19 protein-coding genes and 2 pseudogenes are annotated in these 22,593 nt (G+C 73.4%); 7 read left to right on the top strand and 14 right to left on the bottom strand.

The window, feature by feature from the left end; translation table 11 throughout:
- The first annotated feature begins 127 nt into the window (after positions 1-127).
- Entirely contained in the window at positions 128-1,012 is an 885-nt protein-coding gene (locus O7626_RS25990; RefSeq protein WP_278063707.1) for a PaaX family transcriptional regulator C-terminal domain-containing protein, read from the top strand.
- A gap of 24 nt (positions 1,013-1,036) precedes the next feature.
- Here the strand turns inward: O7626_RS25990 and O7626_RS25985 are convergent, their stop codons facing one another.
- The 9 genes from O7626_RS25985 to O7626_RS25945 form a co-directional block, all read right to left on the bottom strand.
- Positions 1,037-2,611 carry a fused response regulator/phosphatase gene (locus tag O7626_RS25985; protein WP_278063706.1) on the bottom strand — a complete coding sequence of 525 codons (1,575 nt, stop codon included), beginning with the start codon at positions 2,609-2,611 and terminating at the stop codon, positions 1,037-1,039.
- Positions 2,608-4,011: a sensor histidine kinase gene (locus O7626_RS25980; protein ID WP_278063705.1), complete on the bottom strand. Its 1,404-nt coding sequence runs from the start codon at positions 4,009-4,011 to the stop codon at positions 2,608-2,610. The genes O7626_RS25985 and O7626_RS25980 overlap by 4 nt, the downstream gene beginning before the upstream one ends.
- Positions 4,008-5,036, bottom strand: coding sequence for a SpoIIE family protein phosphatase (locus O7626_RS25975; protein WP_278063704.1), 1,029 nt, complete (start codon positions 5,034-5,036; stop codon positions 4,008-4,010). The genes O7626_RS25980 and O7626_RS25975 overlap by 4 nt, the downstream gene beginning before the upstream one ends.
- A complete protein-coding gene (locus tag O7626_RS25970) occupies positions 5,018-5,443 on the bottom strand; it encodes an anti-sigma regulatory factor (protein ID WP_278063703.1) in 426 nt (141 codons plus the stop codon). Before O7626_RS25970 ends, O7626_RS25975 begins: the two co-directional genes overlap by 19 nt.
- The gene (locus O7626_RS25965; RefSeq protein ID WP_278063702.1) at positions 5,440-5,895 is read right to left on the bottom strand and encodes an STAS domain-containing protein; all 456 of its coding nucleotides are present in this window, start codon (positions 5,893-5,895) and stop codon (positions 5,440-5,442) included. Before O7626_RS25965 ends, O7626_RS25970 begins: the two co-directional genes overlap by 4 nt.
- Positions 5,895-6,773 carry an STAS domain-containing protein gene (locus O7626_RS25960; RefSeq protein WP_278063701.1) on the bottom strand — a complete coding sequence of 293 codons (879 nt, stop codon included), beginning with the start codon at positions 6,771-6,773 and terminating at the stop codon, positions 5,895-5,897. Before O7626_RS25960 ends, O7626_RS25965 begins: the two co-directional genes overlap by 1 nt.
- Before the next feature lie 59 nt (positions 6,774-6,832).
- Positions 6,833-7,267 carry a hypothetical protein gene (locus O7626_RS25955; RefSeq protein ID WP_278063700.1) on the bottom strand — a complete coding sequence of 145 codons (435 nt, stop codon included), beginning with the start codon at positions 7,265-7,267 and terminating at the stop codon, positions 6,833-6,835.
- A 76-nt stretch (positions 7,268-7,343) separates the two neighbouring features.
- On the bottom strand, positions 7,344-9,620 hold the full coding sequence (locus tag O7626_RS25950) for an endo-1,4-beta-xylanase (RefSeq protein ID WP_278063699.1): 2,277 nt from the start codon (positions 9,618-9,620) through the stop codon (positions 7,344-7,346).
- Between the two features lie 139 nt (positions 9,621-9,759).
- Entirely contained in the window at positions 9,760-10,359 is a 600-nt protein-coding gene (locus O7626_RS25945) for a hypothetical protein (protein WP_278063698.1), read from the bottom strand.
- Positions 10,360-10,676: 317 nt separating this feature from the next.
- On the opposite strand from O7626_RS25945, the gene O7626_RS25940 reads away from it, so the two are divergent.
- Positions 10,677-11,582: a hypothetical protein gene (locus tag O7626_RS25940; protein WP_278063697.1), complete on the top strand. Its 906-nt coding sequence runs from the start codon at positions 10,677-10,679 to the stop codon at positions 11,580-11,582.
- 80 nt (positions 11,583-11,662) lie between these two features.
- On the opposite strand, the gene O7626_RS25935 is transcribed toward O7626_RS25940, so the two are convergent.
- Entirely contained in the window at positions 11,663-12,544 is an 882-nt protein-coding gene (locus O7626_RS25935; RefSeq protein WP_278063696.1) for a helix-turn-helix domain-containing protein, read from the bottom strand.
- 205 nt (positions 12,545-12,749) lie between these two features.
- Here O7626_RS25935 and O7626_RS25930 point away from each other — a divergent pair, with 205 nt between their 5' ends.
- Complete coding sequence (locus tag O7626_RS25930; RefSeq protein WP_278063695.1) at positions 12,750-13,526, top strand: class I SAM-dependent methyltransferase; 777 nt, start codon at positions 12,750-12,752, stop codon at positions 13,524-13,526.
- Between the two features lie 101 nt (positions 13,527-13,627).
- Positions 13,628-14,236: a dihydrofolate reductase family protein gene (locus tag O7626_RS25925; RefSeq protein ID WP_278063694.1), complete on the top strand. Its 609-nt coding sequence runs from the start codon at positions 13,628-13,630 to the stop codon at positions 14,234-14,236.
- Here O7626_RS25925 and O7626_RS25920 read toward each other — a convergent pair.
- From O7626_RS25920 to O7626_RS25910, 3 genes and pseudogenes are all read right to left on the bottom strand, one after another.
- Entirely contained in the window at positions 14,194-17,067 is a 2,874-nt protein-coding gene (locus tag O7626_RS25920; RefSeq protein WP_278066316.1) for a BTAD domain-containing putative transcriptional regulator, read from the bottom strand. The genes O7626_RS25925 and O7626_RS25920 overlap by 43 nt on opposite strands.
- Positions 17,068-17,160: 93 nt before the next feature.
- Positions 17,161-17,989 (bottom strand): annotated as a pseudogene (locus O7626_RS25915) (HAMP domain-containing sensor histidine kinase); the annotation flags it as partial.
- A pseudogene (locus O7626_RS25910) lies at positions 17,989-18,211 on the bottom strand (response regulator); the annotation flags it as partial. The pseudogenes O7626_RS25915 and O7626_RS25910, both read right to left, overlap by 1 nt.
- Before the next feature lie 127 nt (positions 18,212-18,338).
- Between O7626_RS25910 and O7626_RS25905 the strand changes: the two are divergent.
- Entirely contained in the window at positions 18,339-19,928 is a 1,590-nt protein-coding gene (locus O7626_RS25905) for a CotH kinase family protein (RefSeq protein WP_278063693.1), read from the top strand.
- A gap of 142 nt (positions 19,929-20,070) precedes the next feature.
- On the opposite strand, the gene O7626_RS25900 is transcribed toward O7626_RS25905, so the two are convergent.
- Positions 20,071-20,544: an Lrp/AsnC family transcriptional regulator gene (locus tag O7626_RS25900; protein ID WP_278063692.1), complete on the bottom strand. Its 474-nt coding sequence runs from the start codon at positions 20,542-20,544 to the stop codon at positions 20,071-20,073.
- A gap of 112 nt (positions 20,545-20,656) precedes the next feature.
- Between O7626_RS25900 and O7626_RS25895 the strand changes: the two genes are divergently transcribed.
- Both O7626_RS25895 and O7626_RS25890 read left to right on the top strand, forming a co-directional pair.
- Positions 20,657-22,048 carry an APC family permease gene (locus O7626_RS25895; RefSeq protein WP_278063691.1) on the top strand — a complete coding sequence of 464 codons (1,392 nt, stop codon included), beginning with the start codon at positions 20,657-20,659 and terminating at the stop codon, positions 22,046-22,048.
- A complete protein-coding gene (locus O7626_RS25890) occupies positions 22,041-22,592 on the top strand; it encodes a GNAT family protein (protein WP_278063690.1) in 552 nt (183 codons plus the stop codon). The genes O7626_RS25895 and O7626_RS25890 overlap by 8 nt, the downstream gene beginning before the upstream one ends.
- Position 22,593: the final 1 nt, after the last annotated feature.

The following is a 22,593-nucleotide window of genomic DNA, read 5'->3' as shown; positions in this document are numbered from 1 at the left end:
GAACGACCGTCGACGGACCGGTGTCCGGCACCGGGGGAGGAGGTGGTGCTGGGTAGTAACCCCTAGAATGCACTGATGCGCCCTCGCCCGGTGGTTCGCGGATCGATCTCCGCCGAGCAGGACGGGCATGCCTGAACCGCTGGAGAGCAGAGCCTCTCCCGCCCGGTTCGGTAACGCCTCCGAGGAGCGGTTCGTCATCTCGCGCCGGTACGCCGCCGGCACCGGCGGGGTACGCGGACTGCTCATCACTGTCCTCGGCGACTACGTACGGCCGGCCCGGCAGCCGGCGCCCACCTCGGCCTTCATCGACGTCCTGGGTCGCCTCGGTGTCGAGGAGGACGCCTGCCGGCAGGCCCTGAGCCGGGCGTCCCGGGACGGCTGGCTCGTCCCGCGCCGCGACGGTCGCTACACCTGGTGGCAACTCAGCCCGGCATTCGCCCAGTTCCTCGCCCTCGGCGCCTCGCGCATCTTCGGGTTCACCGCCACCCAGCCGCACTGGGACCGCCGCTGGCTGGTCGTGGTCGCCCGGGTGCCGGAGTCCGACCGTGCGGTCCGGCATCTGCTGCACACGCGGCTGCGCTGGGCCGGCTTCGGGCGACCGTCGCCGGGAGTGTGGGTGAGCACCCACACCGGCCGGGTCAAGGAGGCCGAGGACATCCTGCGCGACGCCGGGGCACACGAACAGTCCCGGATCTTCCTCTCCGAGTACGTGGCCGGTGGCGAGTTGCCGGCCATGGTCCGCGAGGCGTGGGACCTCGACGAGATGGACCGGCAGTACGAGGGGTTCATCGCCGAGTTCAGCCGGCAGCCATCGGCCGACCCGATCGTCCGGGTCACCCGACTCGTCCACGCCTGGCGCCTGCTCGCCCTGGTCGACCCCGCCCTACCCGAGGAACTGCTGCCGAAGGGCTGGAGCGGCATCCGCGCCGTGCGGCTCTTCCACCGACAGCATGCCAGGTGGGAGCCGGCCGCCCTCCGGGAGTGGGGGCGGATCAGCCGGGAAGCGAGGTAGCCGGCGAGAGGCCAGGCCGCCGGCTCAGTGCAGGCGCAGTGCCACCACGGCGATGTCGTCGCTGACCTCGGCCGGGCTGAGTTCGGCCAGCAGCCGCCAGCAGAACTCGTCGAGGTCGGAGTCGACCGCCGCGGCCACCCCGGCCAGGTCGTCGAGCCGCCGGTCGAGGTCGACGTCCCGGCGCTCGACCAGCCCGTCGGTGTAGAGCACCAGGGTGGCGCCGCGCGGCAGCACGAACTCCAGGTCGTCGGGGCGGTCGGCGCGGACCCCGAGCAGCGGCGCCCGGTGCTCGACGTACTCGGTGGAGTCCGCCGTGACGACGAGTGGCGGCAGGTGCCCGGCACTGGCGAGCCGGATCCGGCCGGTCTCGGGTTCCAGGGTGAGCAGGCAGATCGTGGCGAACTCGCCAGGCAGCAGGGTCCGCAGGAGTTCGTCGACCCGTTCCAGGATGGCGCCGGGCGGGTGCCGCTCCACCGCGTACGCCCGGATGGCGTGCCGGACCTCGGCCATCACCGTCGCCGCGTGCAGCGAGTGCCCCGCCACGTCACCGATCGCGGCGACCAGCCGGCCGTCGATCATCGCCAGTTCGTAGAAGTCGCCGCCGACCTCGGTCTGCGCGCTCGCCGGCTCGTAGCAGACGGCGAGGTCGAGACCGGGCACCGTGGGCAGCCGGCGGGGCAGCAGGCTGTGCTGGAGCGTCACCGCGATCCGGTGCTCCTCGTCGTACGAGCGCTGCGCCTCGACCGCCGTCGCCACCGCCTGCACCAGCTGGCCGAGTACGGCCGACTCGGTGGCCAGTGCCGATTCGGGCACCCCCACCTGCACCGCCGGGCGGTCGGGCCGGAGCCGCGCGGTGGCCACCCGGACCGGGACCGCCGGATCGAACGGCACCGGCCAACCGGCCGGCACCGGCCAACTGGTCGGCGGCTCGGTGCGCGTCGCGACGCCGACCGGCACCGCCCGCAGGTCGGGGGTCCACTCCTCGACCGTCACCCGGCCGCCTGGTTCGTCGACCGCCGCCGCCCAGCCCCGGCCGTCGGCGTCCTGCCCGGCGACCAGCGCCCCGGTGCCGAAGATCCGGGCCGCCCCGCCGGCCGCCGCGGTCAACAGGGCCGCGAGCGAGGGTGCGGCGTTCACCGCCAGGGTGGTCTCGGCGAGCCTGGCCAGTCGAGTGGCCAGCAGTTCGGCCCGGCTCCGCGCCCGGTAGTAGCGCAGTGCGGCCAGGGTGGTGGCGATCAGCTCGTCCGGTTCGATCGGCTCGACCAGGTACGCGTCCGCGCCCCGGGTCAGTCCCTGTGCCCGGTCGGCGACGCTCACCGCGTGTGCCGAGACGTGGATCACCGGCCGGGAGGCGTACCGCGGATCGGACTTGATCCGCTCGCTCACCTCGAAGCCGCTCATGTCGCCGAGCCGGACGTCCAGGACGACCAGGTCGATGTCGTCGCGCTCCATCCGGTCCAGCGCGGCGCCGCCGCTGTCGGCCTGCACGACGGTGAAACCGGCCCGACTGAGCCAGCTGACCAGCAGGTAGCGCTTGGCGGCGCTGTCGTCGACCACCAGGATGGTCGCGTCGGTGCCGACCGGTTCCGGGCCGTTCACGGTGCCGGACTCACCGGGAGGTGGACGGTGAAGACACTCCCGCCGCCGGGCTCGCTGGTCACCCGGAGGTCACCGCCGAGCAGTCGGGACAGCCGCCGGGCGTACGGCAGCCCCAGGCCGGTGCCCCGGGCGCCGCTCGGCGAGCCACGGCCCGGCACCTGGTAGAACTCCTCGAAAACCCGCTCCTGGAGCTCGGCGGGAATGCCGATCCCGGTGTCCCGGACCCGGATGGTCCACTCCGCACCGTCGACCTCGGCGGTCATCCGGACCTCGCCGTGCTCGGTGAACTTGAGCCCGTTGTGCAGCAGGTTGCGCAGCACCTGGGTCAGCAGCACCTCGTCGGTGCGGATCAGTGCCGGCGGTTCGGGGTCGACCACCACCAGGGCGACCTCGGGGCGGGTGGCCATCGCGCGTACCGTGCCGCGGAGCTGGCCGAAGACGGCCCGCAGCTCGACGTCGGACCAGTTCGGCTCGATCGCGCCCGCCTCCGCCTTGCCCAGGTCGAGCAGATCGTTGACCAGCGACAGCAGGTCGGCGGCGGAGCTGCGGATCAGCTCGGCCTGCTCCCGCTGCTCGGCGGTGAGCGGGTCGGAGGCCGGGTCCAGCAGCAGCCGGGTCAGCCCGATCACCGCGGTCACCGGCGCCCGCAGCTCGTGGCTGACGTTGGCCAGGAACCGGCTCTTCGCCTCGCTGGCCGCCCGCAGCTGCACGGATCGGTCCTCCAACTCGGCGTGCAGCGCCACCACACCCCGGTTGGTCTCGTCGAGTTCCTCGGAGAGCTGCGTGTAGAGCGCCAGCACCCCCCGGTTGGTCTCGGCGAGTTCGTCGTTGAGCCGGGCGAGTTCGTCGCGCTGCGCCCTGGTCTCCTCCAGGGCCGCGAGGAGCTGCTCGTTCTGCTCGGCCATCTCCTCCAGCGGAGTACTGGCGGCCGACGCGTTCAGGTTGTCGCGTATCACGGCAAGGCGGTCCGGGGTGAGCGGGTTGGCGGTGGAGGGAATCCGTCGGGTCATCCGGATCAGCGTCGTCTCGCCGTCCGGGGTGATGCTGAAGGTGTCGACCAGCCGTCCGACGACGAGGGCCCCGGCCAGGGTCCGCTCCGAGGTGCCGGCCGGCAGTACCGCGCTGACCTCGGTGACCAGGGTCGGCGGTGTGCTGTCGACGGCCGCCGAGAAGGCCACCTCGGCGCGGGCCGGGGTGGGCAGGGTGACCACCAGATACCGGCCGATCTCGCTGAGCGCGGTGGCGAGGCGTACCTGGTCCTGGTGTTCCAGGCCGACGGCGGCGGCGACCTCCCGGCCGCGCTGCCGGACGAGGAACACGTCCGACTCGGCACGCAGCGTCAGCCGGAGCAGCGCCGGAGCGGCCGGAGTCTGCTCGGTCGTCTCCCGCTCCGGCGTCACGGCGTGGCCCGGGCGACCAGGACGCAGGCGTCGTCGCGGCGCACGGCGGCGTCCCGCAGGATGGTGCCGGCGATCACCTGTGGCGAGCGGACGCGCAGTCCGGGGTAGTCGGCGAGCCGCCAGCGGTCGGTCACCCCGTCGCTGTGCATGACCAGGAACGCGTCGGCGGGGAAGGGGTAGTCGAACTCGCGTACGGTCCGCCGCTGGTGACCGACGATGCCGGGCATCGAGACCAGGCCGCGCCGGTCGTCGTCGTACAGCACGGTGCCGGCGATGTTGCCGAGCCCGGCGTACCGGAGCAGCCCGGCGGCCGGGTCGAGCTCCGCGACGGCGGCGGCGGCGCCCCGGGTGTGGCTGATCGCCCGGTGCAGGTGCTCCAGCACCGCTGCCGGCGGCGCCGCCGGGGCCAGGTGGAACGCGTGTACGGCGGCTCGGGCCGCCACCGCCGCCAGCGGCCCGTGCCCGAGCCCGTCACAGACCAGCACCTGCCGCCGGCCCTCGGCCGTCCGGGTGGCGAACCCGTCACCGCAGGACTGCTCGCCGCTCATCGGCCGGGTGAGTCCGGCGACGTCGGCGGGTTCCGGTGCCTCGGCCGGCCAGATCTGGGCGGCGGTCACCGTGCCCCGGCCGGGCAGCGAGTAGACGTCGAGCCAGCTCGACTGCCGGCCGATCGCGCCGAGCCCGATGCCCAGGGAACCGGCGGTCGAGTGGCCGTCCCGGGTCGACGAGACGACGTCGTCCATCCCCGGGCCGGAGTCGACGGCGATCAGCTCCACCCCGGCCACCCGGCCAGCCCGGGCCGGCCGGATCAGCAGCAGTCCGTTGTCGGCGTGCTTGACGAGGTTGCTGGCGAGTTCGGCCGCCACGATGGCCAGGGCACCGCCGCGGACGTCGTCGAGCCCCATCCGGCGGGCGAGCGACTCGGCGGCCCGGCGGACGGTGCCGACCGTACCGGGGTCGTCGACCTGGAACCAGACGCCCTCGTCGACGAGCCGGTCGTCGTCGTTCACATCGACCGCGCCCATTTCGTGACGGTCACCCGGGTGCCTCGGCCGGCACCGGTGTCGACCTCGAACTCGTCGACCAGCCGGCGGGCACCGCCGAGCCCCAGTCCCAGCCCGCCACCGGAGGTGTAGCCGTCGGTGAGCGCCAGCTCCAGGTTGGCGATCCCGGGGCCGTCGTCGGAGAAGACGATCCGGATGCCCTTGCGTCGGCCGCTGTCCACGACGCTCACCTCGGCGCCACCGCCACCGCCGTATACCAGGGTGTTCCGGGCCAGCTCGCTGGCGGCGGTCACCAGCTTGGTCTGGTCGACCAGGGACAACTTCACCGCGACGGCGGCGGTCCGGACGAGTTGCCGGACCCGGACCACGTCCGCGTCCGCGTTGATCGTCACGAGCTGCGGTGTGCCCAGCTCCGGGCCGGCGGTCAAGGCGTGGTCGCTGTCGAGTGGTCGGAGTCGGGGCCGAGGGCGAGGGCGAGCATCCAGGCGCTGTCGGAGTCCTCGCCCGTACCCTTGCCCGGCCGGTCCTGCCGGGACCTGGCCAACAGTTCCATGCCGCGTTCGACGTTGAGGGCGGTCCGGATGCCGTTCAGCGACAGGCCCAGCTCGACGAGGGTGATCGCGACGGCCGGGCGCATCCCGACCACCACGGTCTCGGCGTCGAGCACCCGGGCTATCGCGGCGATCGTGGAGAGCATCCGGCCGACGAAGGAGTCGACGATGTCCATCGCGGTGATGTCGATGATCACCCCGTGGCAGCCGCTCTCCACGATCCGGTCGGAGAGGTCCTGTTGCAGGGTCAGCGCGGTCTGGTCCTCCATGTCGACCTGGATCGAGACCAGCAGCAGGTCACCGATCTTGAGGACCGGCACCCGGTCCATCAGGCACCCCGGGCGGTGCCGGCCACGCCGGTGCCGTTGCTCCGCCGGGACTTCTCGATCATGCGCAGGGCGTGCCGGAGCGCGTCGGCCAGGGTCGCCTTGGTGGCGATGTCCCCGAACTCGATGCCGAGCGCCACGATGGTCTGGGCGATCTGCGGTCGGATGCCGGAGACGATGCACTCGGCACCCATCAGCCGGGCGGCCACCACCGTCTTCAGGATGTGCTGCGCCACCTGGGTGTCCACCGCCGGCACACCGGTGATGTCGATGATCGCGTACGGCGAGCCGGTCTCGACCAGGGTCTGCAACAGCCGCTCCATCACGACCTGGGCCCGCGCCGAGTCCAGCGTGCCGACCAGCGGGATGGCGACCACACCCTCCCAGAGCTTCACCACCGGGGTGGAGAGTTCCAGCAGCTGCTCGGCCTGGTCGGCGATCAGCTCCTCCCGGGACCGGGCATACCGCTCGAAGGTGAACAGCCCCAGCTCGTCGACGACCCGGGACGCGGCTACGTAGTCCGCCAGCGCCTCCTTGTTGCCGGAGGCGATGTCCAGTACGTCGACCAGGGCATCCTTGAGCGAGAAGACGCTGACCGCGGTCTCGGTGGCGGTGAAGCCCTGCTGTGCCCGTCGGCGGGACATCTCCGCGAGGGTGGCCCGCAGTCCCCCCGCCGCCTCGGCCGCCAGGTCGAACTGTCCGTCTCCGAGCGCGGCGCCCAGCGCCCGGTGGAGTTCCCGCACCTGCTGGCGCAACTCCGCCTCGGTGATCCGCCCCCGTAGCGAGGCTGCCACGACCTCGGTCCAGCGCTCGACCAACCGCTCCGCCCGGCTGTCGAGCAGTGCCGCGAACCGGCTGCTCTCCTCGGCCGTGATGCCCATCGTTTCCCTCCCCGGTGCCGGTCGCGGCCACGCCTGGCCGGGCCGGCCGGTGGACTGTATCACCGGCCCCCGTGGGAGCGATCCAGAGCCCCTGTAACCAGCCGATATTCGCGTTGCCGGATGTGCTGGGCGACCCCCACCCGGCGTCGTGGTCGAGGACCAGGTGCACGAAACGGGCGAGTTCCCGGGCCGGCTCGACCGTTCCTCCGGGACCTCGGCTCCTCCTCCGGGACCTTGGCCTCGCCCGAGAGTGCGGCACTCCCGGGGACCTCGGCTTTCCCGGGGACCTCGGCGAGCACGGTGACGGCCTGCGGTGCCGGGTCGGCCAACCGGGCCGACCAGACGGCCAGCCGGTCGGCGAACACGTCCCCGTCGAGGAAGGCGTCCGTGTAGGCGCCCCGGTAGTGCCGGCGCCAACTGTCGGCGTGCAGCGCCGCGACCCCTTCGGCATCCCCGGCCACCGCCGCCCGGAACGTCACCACAGCCGTGCTCATCGACACCCCCGCCGCGCCGGTCGGCCCTCCCGCCGACGGGTCGTCGGCGTCGGGCCGACGTGCGCCGCGCCAGCCGTCACACGGTCAGTACGGCATGGTACGCGGGCTTCTTCTCACCGGCCGCGTCGAAGAGCACCGGGGTGTCACCGGGACGCCAGGAGTCGATGTCGCGTACGCCCCAGATTGTGACGCCGCTGCAGGCGGGCACGCCGAGGCAGGCGGCGACCACCCGGCGGTAGTCGTGCGCCTGTGCCGCGCCGGAGCCGGCGATGTCCAGCTCGGCGATCCGCACCCGCACACCGAGCGCGGCGAACCGGGCGAGGGTGTGAGCGTAGTCGCTCGGGACCGGGTTGTTCGGGGTGAAGTGGCTGTTCAGCGCGACGCAGTCGATCGGTACGCCCCGGGCCCTGAAGTCGCGGACCATCGCGTACACCGCCTGGGTCTTGGCTTGACTGAAGCTGTCGACGTTGTGGTCGCTGTAGCAGAGTTCGGCGGTGGGGTCGGCGGCCCGGGCGGTCCGGAACGCCTCCTCGACGTAACCCGCACCGAGGTACGCCAGGAAGCGGGACTGCCGCAGCGCCCCGTTGTCCGCGTACGCCTCGGTGACGACTCCCCAGGACCGCACCTGCCCGCGGAAGTGCGTCATGACGGCGGTGATGTGCCGGTTCATCGCCGGCCGCAGCGTCGCCGCGCTGGTCAGGTTGCCGACCCAGGCCGAGTGGATGCCGTTCGGTGCCAGCAGGCTGCGGCCGTGCACCCGCATGTCGTTGGCCTGGGCGTGCGCGACGAGCTGGTCGGCGCGGGTGAAGACGAACTGTCCCGGGGCCGGCTCCACCGAGTCCCACTCCAGCTCGTTCTCCGGGGTGAGAGAGTTGAACTCCCGGTCGAGGATTCCGCTGTAGACCGGGTCGGCGAGCTTGCGCGCGTCGACGGCGACGCCGATCTGCCGGCCCCGGCCGTCGAACTTCGCCCGGAGGGTCTGCCCCGAGTCGGCGGCCACCACCCGGGCGGCAGGGACGGTTAGCACTCCGCCGGTCGCGTCGGGCACTCCGCCGGTCGCGCGGGGCACGCCGTCGGTCACGCCGGGCACTCCGTCCCTCGGGGCCGGCGTGCGGAGCGCGTCGTCGACGACGGTCCGTCCGTCGGCGGTCGCCGTGACCGGGTCGGCGGTCGCCGCCGACAGTTTCCCGGTCGCCCACTGCACCCGGTCGGCGGTCTCGAACCGCACCGCGTAACTGCCCGGCCAGACGATCTTGAACCAGCTGCCGTCGTCGTCGGTGGTGGCCAGGAACTGTCGTCCCCGGCTCGGGTCGTAGATGACGACGGCGGCGCGGACCACCGGCGCACCGGTCGCTTCGGTGAGCCGGCCGCTGACCAGTCCGGTCGGCAACTGTTGCTCATGCAGGACGACCTCGGAGTCGGCGCCGACCAGGAGCGGCTGGGTCGCGCCCTCCGACTCGGCGCCGCCGAGCCACTGGTCGAGCCCGGTCCCGGCCGGCACCACGAACAGCAGCTTGTAGGAACCCGGGTACGGCCGCAGCCGGAAGGTGCCGTCGGCGGCGGTCCAGTTGGAGACCGATTCCGCGGTGCTGCGCTGTGCGGTGGCGTAGACGACGACGTTCGGTACCGGGACGCCGTTCCGGGTGAACCGGCCGGTGACGACGCCGGACGGGAGAAGTCGTTCGTCGACAGTTCTGTGCTGCCCGGGAGTGACGGTCACCGGGTCCGCCTCGGTGTAGCTGCGGCGGCGGTGCGCCCACTGGTTGGTGGCCCCGCGTTCGGCGGCGGCGACGGCGACCCGTACCTGGCCGGTCGGCGGGTACCTGACCAGATAGCTGCCGTCGGCGTCGGTAAGTACGGTGTGCAGCGGTGCGCCGCCGGTGAGCCGGTGCAGCTCGACCCGGGCGCCCGGCGCCGGCGCACCGGTGTCGGTGGTGATCCGACCGCCGAGCGTGCCGTGCGGGACGACCGCCTCCTGGATCGTCGTCTCCACTCCGGCCCGCACGTCGAGCTGGGCCGCCGAGGCGAGGTCGGGGGTGGCCGGATGGAACTGGAGGAGCCCGCCGGGCAGCCGGAACCGCAGCGCGTACCCGGCCGGCCGCACCTCGGTGAGCCGGAACGCCCCGGAGGCGTCGGTACGGCCCTGCTTGACCACCACCCCGTACGGCGACACCAGCAGTTCGACGGTCGCGTCCGGGACCGGGGCGGCTGCGTCGACGAGCGTGCCGGCCACACTGCCGGTGCCGGGGGCCGGATCGGCCTGCGCGGCGGTGACCGGAGCGAGGCTGAGGACGAGACTGAGGGCGACTGCGGCGGTGCGGACGTTGGCGAGGCGGCGCGTCTGGTTCCACATCTGGGCCTCCGGCAGGGCGACGACCCTATAAGCATAGATTACGGCCGATGTAATCGGCCGGGGTGCGACGGGTCAGGTCCCCGACTCGGCGCCGACGCCAGCACGCTTGGCGGCTGGTTCGATCGGGAAGTCCAGGGGTTCAAACGAGGAAGGCCAGGACGACAGCGCCGAGCCCGAGCGGGACGTCCAGCAGCATGCAGCACTCCGCCAGTGACCGGGACACCACCCGGTCGCGCCGGTAGTGCACGAGGTCCCAGATTCCGTGGCTGGCCAGCAGCAGTCCGACGAGTACCAGTCCGGTGCGGGACGGCAGCCATCCGGTGGCCACGGCCAGTCCACCGTACCCGACCAGGGCCGCGACCTGGGCGGTGAACGCCGGTCCCGGTACCCGGCGGAGCAGGCCGACCGCGACCAGCGCGACCGCCGCGACGCCGAAGACGCCCCACCAGGCCAGTCCCGCGATCTTGCTCACCGTCACCAGCACGCTGGCGCCCCCGATGGCGGCCCAGGCGACCCAGGGTCGGCCGAGGGCGGCGGCGGAAAGATAGCACAGGGCGGCCACACAGACCACGATCGCCACCGCTTCGTGTCCCGCGCCGAACACCAGTTTCGGGACGGCGACCGCCAGGCCGAGCAGGCTCGCGGCGGTCGCCAGGCCGAGCAGGCTCGGCCAGCGGCGCAGGGCCGCATGCCGGTGCGCCGACTCGGTCCGCCCGCTGCCGGCCGATGAGTGATCCACGCCGTTGCCTCCTCGCCGCCACCGGCATCCACCGCAGTGCTCACGCCAGGTCCGCCGAGTCTGGCGGGCGGCGCCTTCAGACCGGCTTCACGGCCGCCGGCATCGGCATCGCCCGCCGGACCCGGACGATCGCTCCTGGTCCGCCGGACCAAGCCCGCCGAACCAGGCCCGCCGAACCAGGCCCGCCGGGCCAGGCCCGCGATACCTCTGATCTGGGATTTCATCGTAGCCGAAGAGTTGCCGAAACCTCACCGGCCACCGTTGTCGGCAGTTGTCCGGGCCGACCGTCGACCCGGGACGAGAAGGGAACAAGGCAGATGACTCGCACGAACCGTTGGATCACCCTGGCCGGTACCGCCACCATGATGGTCGTCGCCCAGGTCGGGATCCAGCTCGCCGGTGCCGGCCCGGCCGCGGCGGTGACCGGCATCGAGAAGGTGACGTCGCCGCTGTCGGCGGTCGACTCGCAGCAGACCCACACCGCGCGGGCGCAGTGCCCGGCCGGCAAGTGGGTGATCGGAGGCGGTGGATGGGCCTTCGCCGTGGCCGCCGCCGACAGCGCCAAGGTGACCCTGGTGCAACTCTTCCCGGAACACCGCACCGACGGGACCCCGGACAGTTACGTGGTGACCGGTTCGGAGACCACGGCCGCGATGACCGGCGACTGGTGGGTGCAGGCGTACGCCATCTGCGCCAGCCCGTCCGGGCTCTCCGGCTACCAGGTCGTCGGCACCCGGAACTCGGCGACCTCGTCCCCGGTCGAGCTGGAGGCGCAGGCTTCCTGCGGGACCAGGCGGGCCATCGGTGGCGGCGCCCGGATCGTCAACCCGGGACGGGACGTGGCACTCCAGATCTCCCGGGCGTCGGGCAGCGGTGACATCTTCCGGGCCGGTGCCCACGAGGACGCGGACGGCTACGCCGGCAACTGGACCGTGGACGCGTACGCGGTCTGCGTGAACCAGCCGGCCGGGTACCAGGTCGTCACCACCGCCTCGGCGCAGAGCGACTCGGAGGCGGAGAAGATCGCGTTCGCCCACTGCCCGAGCGGTACCCGGGTGCACGGCGTCGGTGCGGCGATCTCCAACACCGCGCCGGGCGGGGTCTCCCTCCAGGTGGTCTACCCGGCGAACGCCCTGGACAGCGTGCAGGCGTTCGCGGTGGAGAACACTCCGGTCAGCCAGGACTGGGACTTCATCGTCAGCCAGGCGATCTGCGCCTCCTGACCCGAGTCCCGGCCGACGACGGCCGGTCGGCAGCCAGCGGCGCCGACCGGCCGCCGTCCGTCTCCGGGGGCAGGACCCGGTCAGGCGCCTCCGGGGCGTGGTTCGGCCTCGGCACCCAGCACGGGCGCGAACGACGCCGAGTGGTCGTGCCCGCAGGCGCAGGCCCGTCGTGTCTCGGCGATGAACACCCGCGGCGGAACGCCGGTGAGCCGGACGCACTCGCGCGTCAGGTGGGACTGGTCCGCGTAGCCGGCGCGGAGGGCGAGCAGCCCGAGCCCGTCGACCGTGGCGCCGTGGCCTTGGGCGATCGCCTGCTGGACGAGCGCGAGGAAACCCTGAAAGCGCAGCATCCGGTGCAGCACCTTCGGGGCGAGCCCGACGGCCGTCCGGCAGCGGCGCCGCAGCTGTGTCTCGGAGATGTGCAGAGACGCTCGCAGCGATGTCACGTCAACCGTGCGCCACGGCATGAGACCGCGAACGACCTCGGAGACGAGCGGGTCGGGAGGCTCGCCGGCACGGGCCAGCGCGTGCACGTGGAGCTGCACGGCGGCAAGCGCCTCCCGGGGCGAGGCTGCCGTGCCGACCGCCTCGCCGAGGGCGCCGGCCGAGCGGCCCCACAGCTGCCCGGCGTCGAGCGCGAGTCCGACCACCTCCGACGCGGGCTGCCCCGCGCTCACCGGAAAGGCGCCCGGCACGAAGCGCACGCCGACAATCGTGGTTCCCGGCTGGAGTACCTCGACCAGCGGCTCGGTGAGCGGGCCGATCACCTGCGGCGTCGCGCCGACCCGGCAGACGAGCTCGAAGGAACCGTTGGGGATGCGCCGGTGGACGTACGGCGCGGCGTCGCGGCCGACCTGCTGGACCCAGGCCGACGAGACGAGCTCGCGCAACGCCGGGGCAGGCGGGCGCTCCTGGTAGCTCTGCCCACTGGCGACGGGCGTGGAGGACGGTTCGCCGGTCACCTGGCCCAGTATGTCGACCCGGTCGAGCCGCCGCGAGAAGGACGCCCGGTTTGTTCAAGAGCGCACGGCCGGTCCCGCCGTACGGTTCGGCCATGTTCGAATCGACGAGCCGCTGCGCGACGGGGCGTCCGGCCCCCGACCGCCGGTCGCACCTCGCTCGATCACCGCAAGGTCGACGCCGGGGCCCGGCCCGCAGGGGTTCCCGGTGAGCGCCGCCGTCCAGGGCGAACTGTGGAGTAGCGATCCGCGAGGCTGGGCGGAGGTTGCGGAGGGTCGCATCCGGCCGCTGTACGAGCGGGTACTCGAGCGCCTCGACCTTCGCCCCGGCACGCGACTCCTCGACGCCGGCTGCGGATCGGGCCTGTTCACCGAGTTGGCCGCTCGGGGCGGCGCGGAGGTCGTCGGGCTGGACGTGGCCCCGGGGCTCGTCGAGTACGCGCGCCGTCGGCGCTCGGCGGCCGACTACGTGGTCGACGACATCGAGAACATGCCGTTCAGCGACGGCGCCTTCGACGTCGTCACCGCGTTCAACTCCGTGCTCTATGCCGCCGACCCGCGCCGCGCACTCGCCGAGATCGCCCGGGTGACCGCTCCCGAGGGCAGTGCGGTCGTGACGGTGGGCGCCGGTGCCGAGCAGGCCGAGAGCGCAGCGCTGATCAATCCGCTGGCTCGCCACGACGAGGTGCCCGACCGCAGCACCCTCGACCTCGCCGATGCGGACGCGGCTCGCGCCGCTCTGCTCGATGCCGGGTTCGCATCCGTGGCGGTTGGCGACATCGCGTTCGACGTCGACTTCGCGAGCGAGGACGACGCGGTCGCCGCCCAGTTACCGGCCGGCCCTGTCGCTGCGGCGGTCCGGCACTCCGGCCGCGCGGCCGTCGACGCGGCGCTGCGGTCCTTCTTCGCAACACGATCACGGATCGACGGGACCGTACGCATGGGACTCGTCTTCCGCTGCTACTTCGCGCAGCGGACGCGGTGACCGACGAATTCGGCGCGGGCGTCCGGTCTTACGAATGACGACCCCTACCAGATGACGAACCCTACGAGCCACGAGTGAACAACGAGAAGGGAACCACGATCATGAGATTGACGACCACCACGCAGGTTTCCGTCGACGGAGTGACGCAGGCGAACGGCGGGCGGCATCCGATCCTCGACCCTGGGATGGAGCGCGGCGGATGGGCCCGACCGCTGTTCGACAACGAGGCCATGACGTTCGTCGACCAGGTCTACCAGCGCGCCGACGCGTTCCTGCTCGGACGGCGGACCTACGAGCTGTTCGCCGGCTACTGGGGTGTGCGGGAAGATCTGGAGAACCCGATAGTCGGGGCCCTGAACACCAAGCCCAAGTACGTCGCGTCGACCACGCTCGCCGAACCACGCTGGGCGGACACCACCGTCCTCTCCGGTGACCTCGCGGCGGCCATCCGTGAGCTGAAAGCCGAGCCGGCGGGTGAGCTGCAGGTGCACGGCAGCGCCATCCTGACCCGGTGGCTGCTCGAGAACGACCTCGTCGACGAGATGAACCTGCTCGTCGTCCCGGTGGTCGTCGGCCAGGGCATGCGGCTGTTCCCCGAGACCGGCCCGGACATCGCGCTGGACCTGGTCGACTCGCGAGCCTTCCCGAAGGGCATCACGCTCCAGGTCTACCGCCCCACCGGGCGCCCTCCGGAGTACGCCACCACCTGAAGCACGCTGCCGGCCCGACCGGCCGCCCGCAGCTCGCCAAGCTGCCGGCGGATCCGGTCGGCGTCCGGGTGCCCCATCTCGTCGTACAGCTCGAGGGCGCGCTGCCAGGCGTCGGCGGCGGCGCGGATCTCGCCACCGCCCCGGTGCGCCTCGCCGAGGCAGCCCAACGTCTCGGCCGTGCCGGACCGGTCGCCGACCTCGGCGAAGAGGTCGAGCGCCCGCCGGCAGCCGGCCACCGCCGCCGGGTACGCCCCGGCGGCACACTCGAGCCAGCCGAGGCTCTGCCAGTTCGTCGCCGCTCCGTGCCGGTTGCCGATCTCCTCGTTGAGCCGCAACGCCTGCCGGCACAGCTCGCGGGCCTCCTCGTAGTCGCCGAGCCGGGTCAACATGCAGGCGATGTTGTTCAACGCCCGGGCCTGCCCGGTCAGGTGCCCCAACTCGCGGTAGAGGCCGAGCGAGCGCCGGTCGTGGTGCAGCGCCGCCAGGTCCCGGCCCTGCTGCTCCAGGATCCGCGCGATGTTCACCTGCGTCTGCGCCTGGTTGGCCCGGTCGCCGACGGCGACGAAGAGCCGGGCCGCCTCGACGAGGTGGGTCCGGGCCTGGTCGAGCCGGCCGAGCTGGGTCTGCGCCCGCCCCAGATTCCGGTGTACGTGCGCCTGCGCCGCCTCGTCCCCGGCCCGGCCCGCCGCCGCCAGCGCGGTACGTTGCACGGCCACCTGGTCGTGCCAGTACCCGCTGAGGTTGAAGAAGCTGGTCAGGCTCCAGGCCAGCTCCCAGCAGTGCCGGTCGAACCCGGTACGCCCGGCCCAGTCCACCAGGGTGTGCAGGGTCCGGTGCTCGGCGTACAGCCAGGCTCTCGCCGCCGCCTGGTCGGGAAAGGACTCGGGCCGGGCACCCGGCAGCGGCTCGGCCAGCACGATCGGGTCCCGGTGCGGATAGAGCAGCCGGTCGGCCGCGTACGCGCTGTGCAGGTGGTGGTCGAGGAGCCGGTGCGCCGCCGTACGCCGCTGGTCGGTGGACTCCTCGGCCTCGACCCGCTCGGCCGCGTACGCCCGCAGCAGGTCGTGCCGGGCGTACCGCCCCGGCGACCGCTCGTCGAGCAGGTGTGCCTGGGCCAGCTCGGCGAGCGTGCGGCGGGCCGCCGGCACCGGCAGGTCGGCGAGGCTGGCCACGGCCGGCACCGTCAGCTCGGCTCCGGGGTGCAGGCCGACCAGCCGGAACAGCCGGGCGGCGGCCGGACCGAGCGTCTGGTACGACCAGGAGAGGACCGCCCGTACGTCGGCGGCCGGCTCGCCGCCGTCGAACGGGTCGAGACTGTCGCCGGCCGCCCGCAGCTCGGCGACCAGGTCGGCGAGCCGGAAACGCCGGTACGCGGCGGCGCGGGCGGCCACCACCGCCAGCGCCAGCGGCAGCCGCGCGCACCGGGCCGCGATCTCGGCCACCTCGGCCGGTTCGTCGGCGACCCGGTCGGCGCCGAGGCGCCGGGCCAGGAAGTGGCCGGCTTCGGCCGGGCTGAACAGGTCGAGCACGACCGGCCGGGCGCCGTCGATCGCGACCAGGCCGGCCAGCCGGTTCCGGCTGGTCACCACGGTGACGCAGCCGGCCGCGCCGGGCAGCAGCGGTCGGACCTGCGCGGCGTCCCGGGCGTTGTCCAGGACGACGAGCATCCGCCGGCCGGCGACGATGCTGCGGTAGAGCGCGGTCTGCCCGGCCAGCCCGACCGGGATCCGCCGGGCGGCCACCCCGAACGCGTCGAGGAACTCGCGTACCGCCTCCGCCGGTTCGACGCGCACGCCGCCCGGGTCGAAGCCGCGCAGGTTGACGTAGAGCTGGCCGTCGGGGAAGTTCTCCGCGTTGCGGTGCGCCCAGTGCAGCGCAAGCGCGCTCTTGCCCACCCCGGCGGAGCCGGAGACCACGGCGGTGGCACCGGCACCCGGAACCGGCTCGACGAGGGCGTCCAGCTCGGACAGCTCGTACGCCCGACCGGTGAACGCGGCCGGCGGCGCCGGCAGCTGCCGGGGCACCGTCATCCCGGTCACGGCGGGGGCCGGTTCAGCGGCCGGACACTCGTCCGCGGGCGGCGGGGCGTCCAGGGCCGGGTCGTTGCCGAGGATCTGCCGGTGCAGCCGTTGCAGCGCGGGCGCCGGGTCCATGCCCAGCTCCTCGGCCAGCCGGGAGCGGAGGTCCCGATAGTGCCGGAGCGCGTCGGCCTGCCTGCCGCAGCGGTACAGCGCGGTCATCAGCTGGCCGGCGACCCGCTCGTCGAGCGGGTACGTCGCGGCGCGGGCGGCCAGCTCGGCGAGGAGTTCGGCGTGCCGTCCGGCGGCCAGGAACAGGTCGGCCAGGTCGAGTTCGGCGGCCAATCGCTCCGCCGCGAGGGCGGTACGGATTCCGGCCAGCCAGGGCGTGTCGAGGCCGCCGAAGGGCTCGTCCCGGCACAACGACAGCGCTGCTTCGAGCAGTTCCGCGGCCCGGTCCGCTGTCCGATCGGCGGCCCGGGCCCGGGCGAGCAGCCGGCGGAACCGGTGCAGGTCGACCGCGTCCGGGTCGACGGTCAACAGGTATCCGTCGGAGCGGTGGCTGATCGTGAGCCCGCCGCTGCCGCCGAGCAGGGTACGCAGTCGGGACAGGTAACCGGAGAGGGCGTTGCGGGCGTGCCGGGGCGGCTGTTCGGCCCAGACCCGGTCGAGCAGCCGCCCGGCCGGGACGATCCGGTTGGCGTCGACAAGCAGCGCCGCTAGTACGCACCGCTGCCGTGCGTGCCCGAGGTCGACCGGCTCCCCGTCGACGACGGCCCGTACGTCGCCGAAGAGCAGCAGCTCCACCGCCATCGCCGGCCGCACCTCCTGACCGGGCCGCGTTCTGCGACACCGTGAGGAGCAGGATGGCGCACCGGGACGGGGCCGGCAGCCAATTTCACGACTGCCGGCACCCCGGCAGCAGGATCCGGAACACACTGCCCCGGTCGGGCGCGCTCTCCAGGCCGACCTGCCCGCCGTGCCGGTGCACTATCGCGGCGACGATGGAGAGCCCCAGGCCCGAGCCACCACCGCCGGCACCCCGGCTGCGGCTGGCGTCCACCCGGTAGAGCCGTTCGAAAACCCGTCCCGCGTGTTCGGCGGGAATTCCCGGCCCACCGTCGGCGACCTCCAGCACGCCGGCCCACTGCCCCGCCGGCCAGCCGGAACTCAGCCGCGCGGCAGCCGCCGGGTCGAGCCAGCCGACCCGGACCGTGATCGACACCTGCGCCGGGGTGTGCTGGAGGGCGTTCGCGACCAGGTTGGTGGCGACCTGGCGCAGCCGGTACTCGTCGCCGAGCACCGTCACCGGTTCCAGGGTCTCGTGCAGCGGGGCCAGCTCGACCGGGCGGTCCGGAGTACGGGCGTGCGCGTCCCGGATCGTGTCGGCGGCGATCGCCAGCAGGTCCACCGGACGCCGGTCCAGCGGGCGTCGCAGGTCCAGCCGGGCGAGCAGCAGCAGGTCCTCGACGAGCAGCCCCATCCGGGCCGCCTCGTTCTCGATCCGGCCCATCGTCTCGTCGAGCAGCGGGCCGGGTGGCGCCCCGCCGCGCCGGTACAGTTCGGCGAAGCCGCGGATCGAGGTCAGCGGGGTACGCAGCTCGTGCGAGGCGTCGGCGAGGAACTGGCGCAGCCGCTGTTCGGACCGGGTCCGGGCGGCGACCTCGGACTCGATCCGGTCCAGCATCGTGTTCAGCGCGAGGCCGAGCCGTCCCGGTTCGGTGTGCGGGTCGGCAGGCTGAACGGCTTGGCGACGTAGTCGTCGGCGCCGACGGTGAGTCCGGAGATCCGGTCCTCGACCGCGTCCCGGGCGGTGAGGAAGAGCACCGGCACCGGCCTGCCGCCCCGGCGCAGCCGCTGGGCCACCTGAAAACCGTCCAGGTCGGGCAGCATCACGTCGAGGAACCACCAGGTCGGGCTCGAACCGTTCGGCGGCGATCAGGGCCTCCCGGCCGGCGTCGCCGATCCCCGAGCCCGACCCGGGCAGCCCGCCGCACGAACCCGACCTGGCACGCCGACCCGACCTGGCACGCCGACCCGACCTGGCACGCCGACCCGGCCGACTGCGGCGGCTCCGCCGTCGGGTGCCGCCGCGGGTCCGCCAGCACTGGAAACTGCTCGCCGCCTGTGCCGCCTTCCTCGGCGTACTCACCCTGGCCTTCGGGACCGAGCGGATCCGCCCGTACGTGACGAGCGCCAGCGACCGGGCCGGTGACGGGATCACCGTGGACATCGCCGGGCAGCGGGAGCTGTTCGACGCCTCCGTGGCGCACCAGATCTCGCTGACCTTCCGGGACGCCGACTACCAGCGGCTGTTGGACGCCTACTTCGAGCGGGGCGAGAAGGAGTACCTGGAGGCCGACCTGACGATCGACGGCGTCGCCGTGCCGAGCGTCGGCATCCGGTTGAAGGGCAACTCCACGCTGGGGGGCCTGACCCGGAACGGCAAACCCCGGCAGGGCACCACCCGCCCCGGGCCCGGCCAGCAGGCCGGTGGGCCGCGGGCCGTGAACGAGCCGCCGAACGGTGCCCCGCCGGGCGCGGACGGTCGGCAGCAGGGTGCGCCCGGCGGGCGGATGGTCGGCGGGATGGGCCGTACCGCGCTGGCCGCCGAGAAGCCGGAGGAGCTTCCCTGGCTGATCAGCTTCGACGAGTTCGTCGAGGGCCGCCGGTACCAGGGCCACCAGGAGATCGCCGTCCGGGTGGGCGGGCAGGGCAGCGGTCTGGCCGTCAACGAGGCGCTGGCGCTGTCGCTGCTGAAGGTCTCCGGCGAGCCGACCCAGCGCTTCGGCTACGCCTCGTTCACGGTCAACGACCGGCCCACCACCGCGCGCCTGGTGGTGGAGCACCCGGACGAGAACTACGCCGACCTGCTCGGCGGCGACGGGGTGCTCTACAAGTCGAGCAGCACCAGCAGCTTCACCGACCAGGGTGACGACCCGGTCGACTACCAGGACGACTTCAAGCAGGTCAACCTGGTCGGCAGCCAGGACCTGCAACCGGTGATCGACCTGATCCGGTGGGTCTCGGCGGCCAGTGACACCGAGTTCGACGCCGAGCTGGCCGAGCACGTCGACGTCGCGTCGTTCGCCCGTTACGTCGCCATGCAGAACCTGCTGCTGAACTTCGACGACATGTCCGGCCCGGGGCGGAACTACTACCTCTGGTACGACCTCGCCACCCGCCGGTTCACCGTGATCAGCTGGGACAACAACCTCACCTTCTCCGGCGAGGCCACCCAGGGGCCGCACGAGCAGGGCCGGCTCGGCGGGATGCGGCGCGGCCCCGGCGCCCCGACGGAGGCGACCGGTGGGGCGTGGGGCCGGAGTGGGCGCCCGGCGTCGATCTCCGCCCGCCGCCCGGCAACGGCGGGCCGCCGGTTGGGGCACCCGGTGACCCCGGCGACGGCCGCCCGGGCGGCGGTGGCCGCGCCGGGCACGTGCTCAAGGAGCGCTTCCTGGCCAGCCAGGCGTTCAAGCCGGTGTACGAGGACGCCTACCGCCAGCTCTACCAGCGGTTCTACGCCAGCGGGCTGGCGCTGGAGACGCTCGACGGGATCAGCACCGTCCTGGACGCCGTCGACGGGTACGACGCGAGGGCGGGCACGGCCGAGGCCGACGGGTTGCGTGCCCTGGTGCGGGAGCGTACCGAGGCCCTCGCCGCCGACGAGGTGATCAAGTCCGGCTGACCCCACCGCTGCCCGGACGGCCGGGTCTGTGCCCGGCGCACCCACCCGGCCGGCCGGGCAGCCGAGGCAATGCCGGCGGCGCACCCGGCCGGCCGGGCAGCGGTTCGTGGGGTCAGCGGTTCGTGAGGTCAGCGCAACTGGGACACCGGCAGCGGGCCACGGGTCTGCACGGTGCGGATGGCGAAGGTGCTGCGGGCGTCCACGATGGCCGGGATGGCCAGGATCCGGTCGATGAGCAGCCGCTCGTACGCCGCCAGGTTCGCCACCGCCACCTCCACCAGGAAGTCGGCCGAACCGGATATCACATGCGCGGCGACGACCTCGGGGATCTCGGACAGCACCGACTCGATCCGGGCGGCGGTCTCCCGGGAGTGCTGGCCGACCTTCAGCTCGATGAAGACCGTCAGGTCCAGCCCGAGCCGGGCACGGTCGAGTTCGGCCCGGTACCCGGCGATCAACCCGTCCTGTTCGAGGGCGCGTACCCGGCGCAGGCAGGCCGACGGCGACAGCGCCACCGCCTCGGCGAGGTCGACGTTGGCGATCCGCCCGTCGACCTGGAGGCGGTCGAGGATCGCCCGGTCGGTGGCATCGTAGGCAGCCATCAACACATGCTGCCGCAAAGGCTTTCTGTGGCGCAACGATATTGCGCACAGGGCAGCGCTGGCGCGCACATTTGCCATCGCGTGCCGCGGCTGCGCTGCCAGACTCGATCGCATGACCAGCGTGACCGGCCAGCGTGCTCCCGTCGTACCCGATCTCGGTGTCCCGCGTGGCGCCGCGCTCTATGTCGGGGCGCTGCTCGGGCCGGGGCTGCTGCTCCTGCCCGGCCTGGCGGTGACCCGGGCCGGGCCGGCGTCGATCCTGGCCTGGGCCGGCCTGCTCGTCGCGTCCGGCCTCTTCGCGGTCGTCTTCGCCGCCCTCGGCGTCCGGCACCCGTCGGCCGGCGGGGTCCGGGCCTACGCCGAGGCGGGTCTCGGGCCCCGGGCCGGCCGCGCGGTCGCCTGGTGCTTCCTGGCCGGAGTGGTGACCGGCGCACCCATCGTCTCCGTCACCTGCGGCAACTACGTCGCCGAACTGCTCGGCGGCGGCGTCCGGCTCGCCTGTGCCGTCGCGGCCCTGTTGCTGCTCGGCACCCTCGCGGTGGTCCTGCGCGGCGTCCGCACCTCGGCGACCGTGCAGTTCGGCCTGGTCGTGCTGCTCGTCGCGATCGTCGTCGGTGCGGTCGCCGGAGCCGCGCCGGCCAGCAGCACCGCCAACTGGACGCCGTTCGCGCCGCACGGCTGGGCGGCGATCGGCCCGGCGGCCTCGACGCTGATGCTGGCCTTCGTCGGTTGGGAGGCGATCGCCCCGCTGACCACCCGGTTCGCCCGGCCGCACCGGCAACTCCCGGTCGTGATCGGCATCGCCTTCGGCACCACCACCGTGATCTACCTGGCGCTCGGCGCCGTCACCGTGGCCGCGCTCGGCCCGGCGGCCAGCACCTCGGTCCCGCTGGCCGCGCTGCTCACCCTCGCGGTCGGCCCGGCCGGGCAGGGCATCGCCGCCGTCGGCGCGGTGGTGCTCACCGTCGGCGCCATGCTCGCCTACATCTCCGGCGCCGGCAGCCTGGCCCGCTCCCTGACACCCGCGCCCGCCTCCGGTCCTGCTCCCGGTCCCGGTCCTGCTTCCGTTCCCGGTCCGGTTCCCGCTTCCGCCTCCGGTCCCGGTCCCGGAGCCGGGGGTGTCGCGCGGCGCCCGGCGGCGGCCCGGGACGCCATGCCGGGGTGGCTGTTCGCCGCACTGCTCGGCTCGGCGGCGCTGCTGATCGGGCTGCTCGGTGCCGGTGTCGTCGACCTGGCCACCCTGGTCAACGTGCCGACCACGTTCTTCCTGGTGGTCTACCTCGGCTGCACGGCGGCGGCCTGTCGGGTGCTGACCGGGCCACTGCGTGCGGTCGCCGCCGTCGCGTTCGTCGCGGTCGTCGTGGTGCTGGCCTTCAGCGGGTACGCCCTGATCCCGGCCGCCTGCGTCACCATCCTCGCCCTGCTCGCCGGGCCCCGCCGCCCGGCGGCCCGCCCGCACCCGGTGGGCCGGAGATCGGAAAGCCGATACTGGGAGCATGTCTGATCTTGTGTTGCCGGTCCGTACCGAGCGGCTGCTGCTGCGGCAGTACCGCGCCGACGACGTGGACGCGCTGCACTCGTACTACCGCGATCCGGTGGTCGCCCGGTACATCCCGTGGGAGCCGTGGACGCGGGAGTTCGCGGCCGAGATGGTCGGCAGGCGGATCCACTACACAAGCATCACCGGGACCGACTCCCGGCTGGCGGTGGTGGTGGAGCACCGGGGCGAGGTGGTCGGCGACCTGATCCTGTGGCCGGCCGACGAGACGCTGTCCCGGGGCGAGATGGGCTGGGCCTTCCACCCGTCGGTGGCCGGTCGAGGCTTCGCCACCGAGGCGGTACGCGCCTTCCTCCGGGTCGCCTTCGAGCACTGCGGGATGCACCGGGTGATCGCCCAGCTCAACGCGCGCAACGAGGCGTCGGCGCGGCTCTGCGAACGGGTGGGCATGGTCCGGGAGGCGCACCTGCGCCGGGACTACTGGACGAAGGGCGCCTGGGCGGACAACGTGATCTACGGGCTGCTCGCCGAGGAGTGGCCGGGCCGGTAGC

The sequence above is a fragment of the Micromonospora sp. WMMD1102 genome, from assembly GCF_029626265.1.
In the GTDB taxonomy this organism is placed as follows: Bacteria; Actinomycetota; Actinomycetes; order Mycobacteriales; family Micromonosporaceae; genus Plantactinospora.
This window is presented reverse-complemented; position numbering and strand designations above follow the sequence as displayed.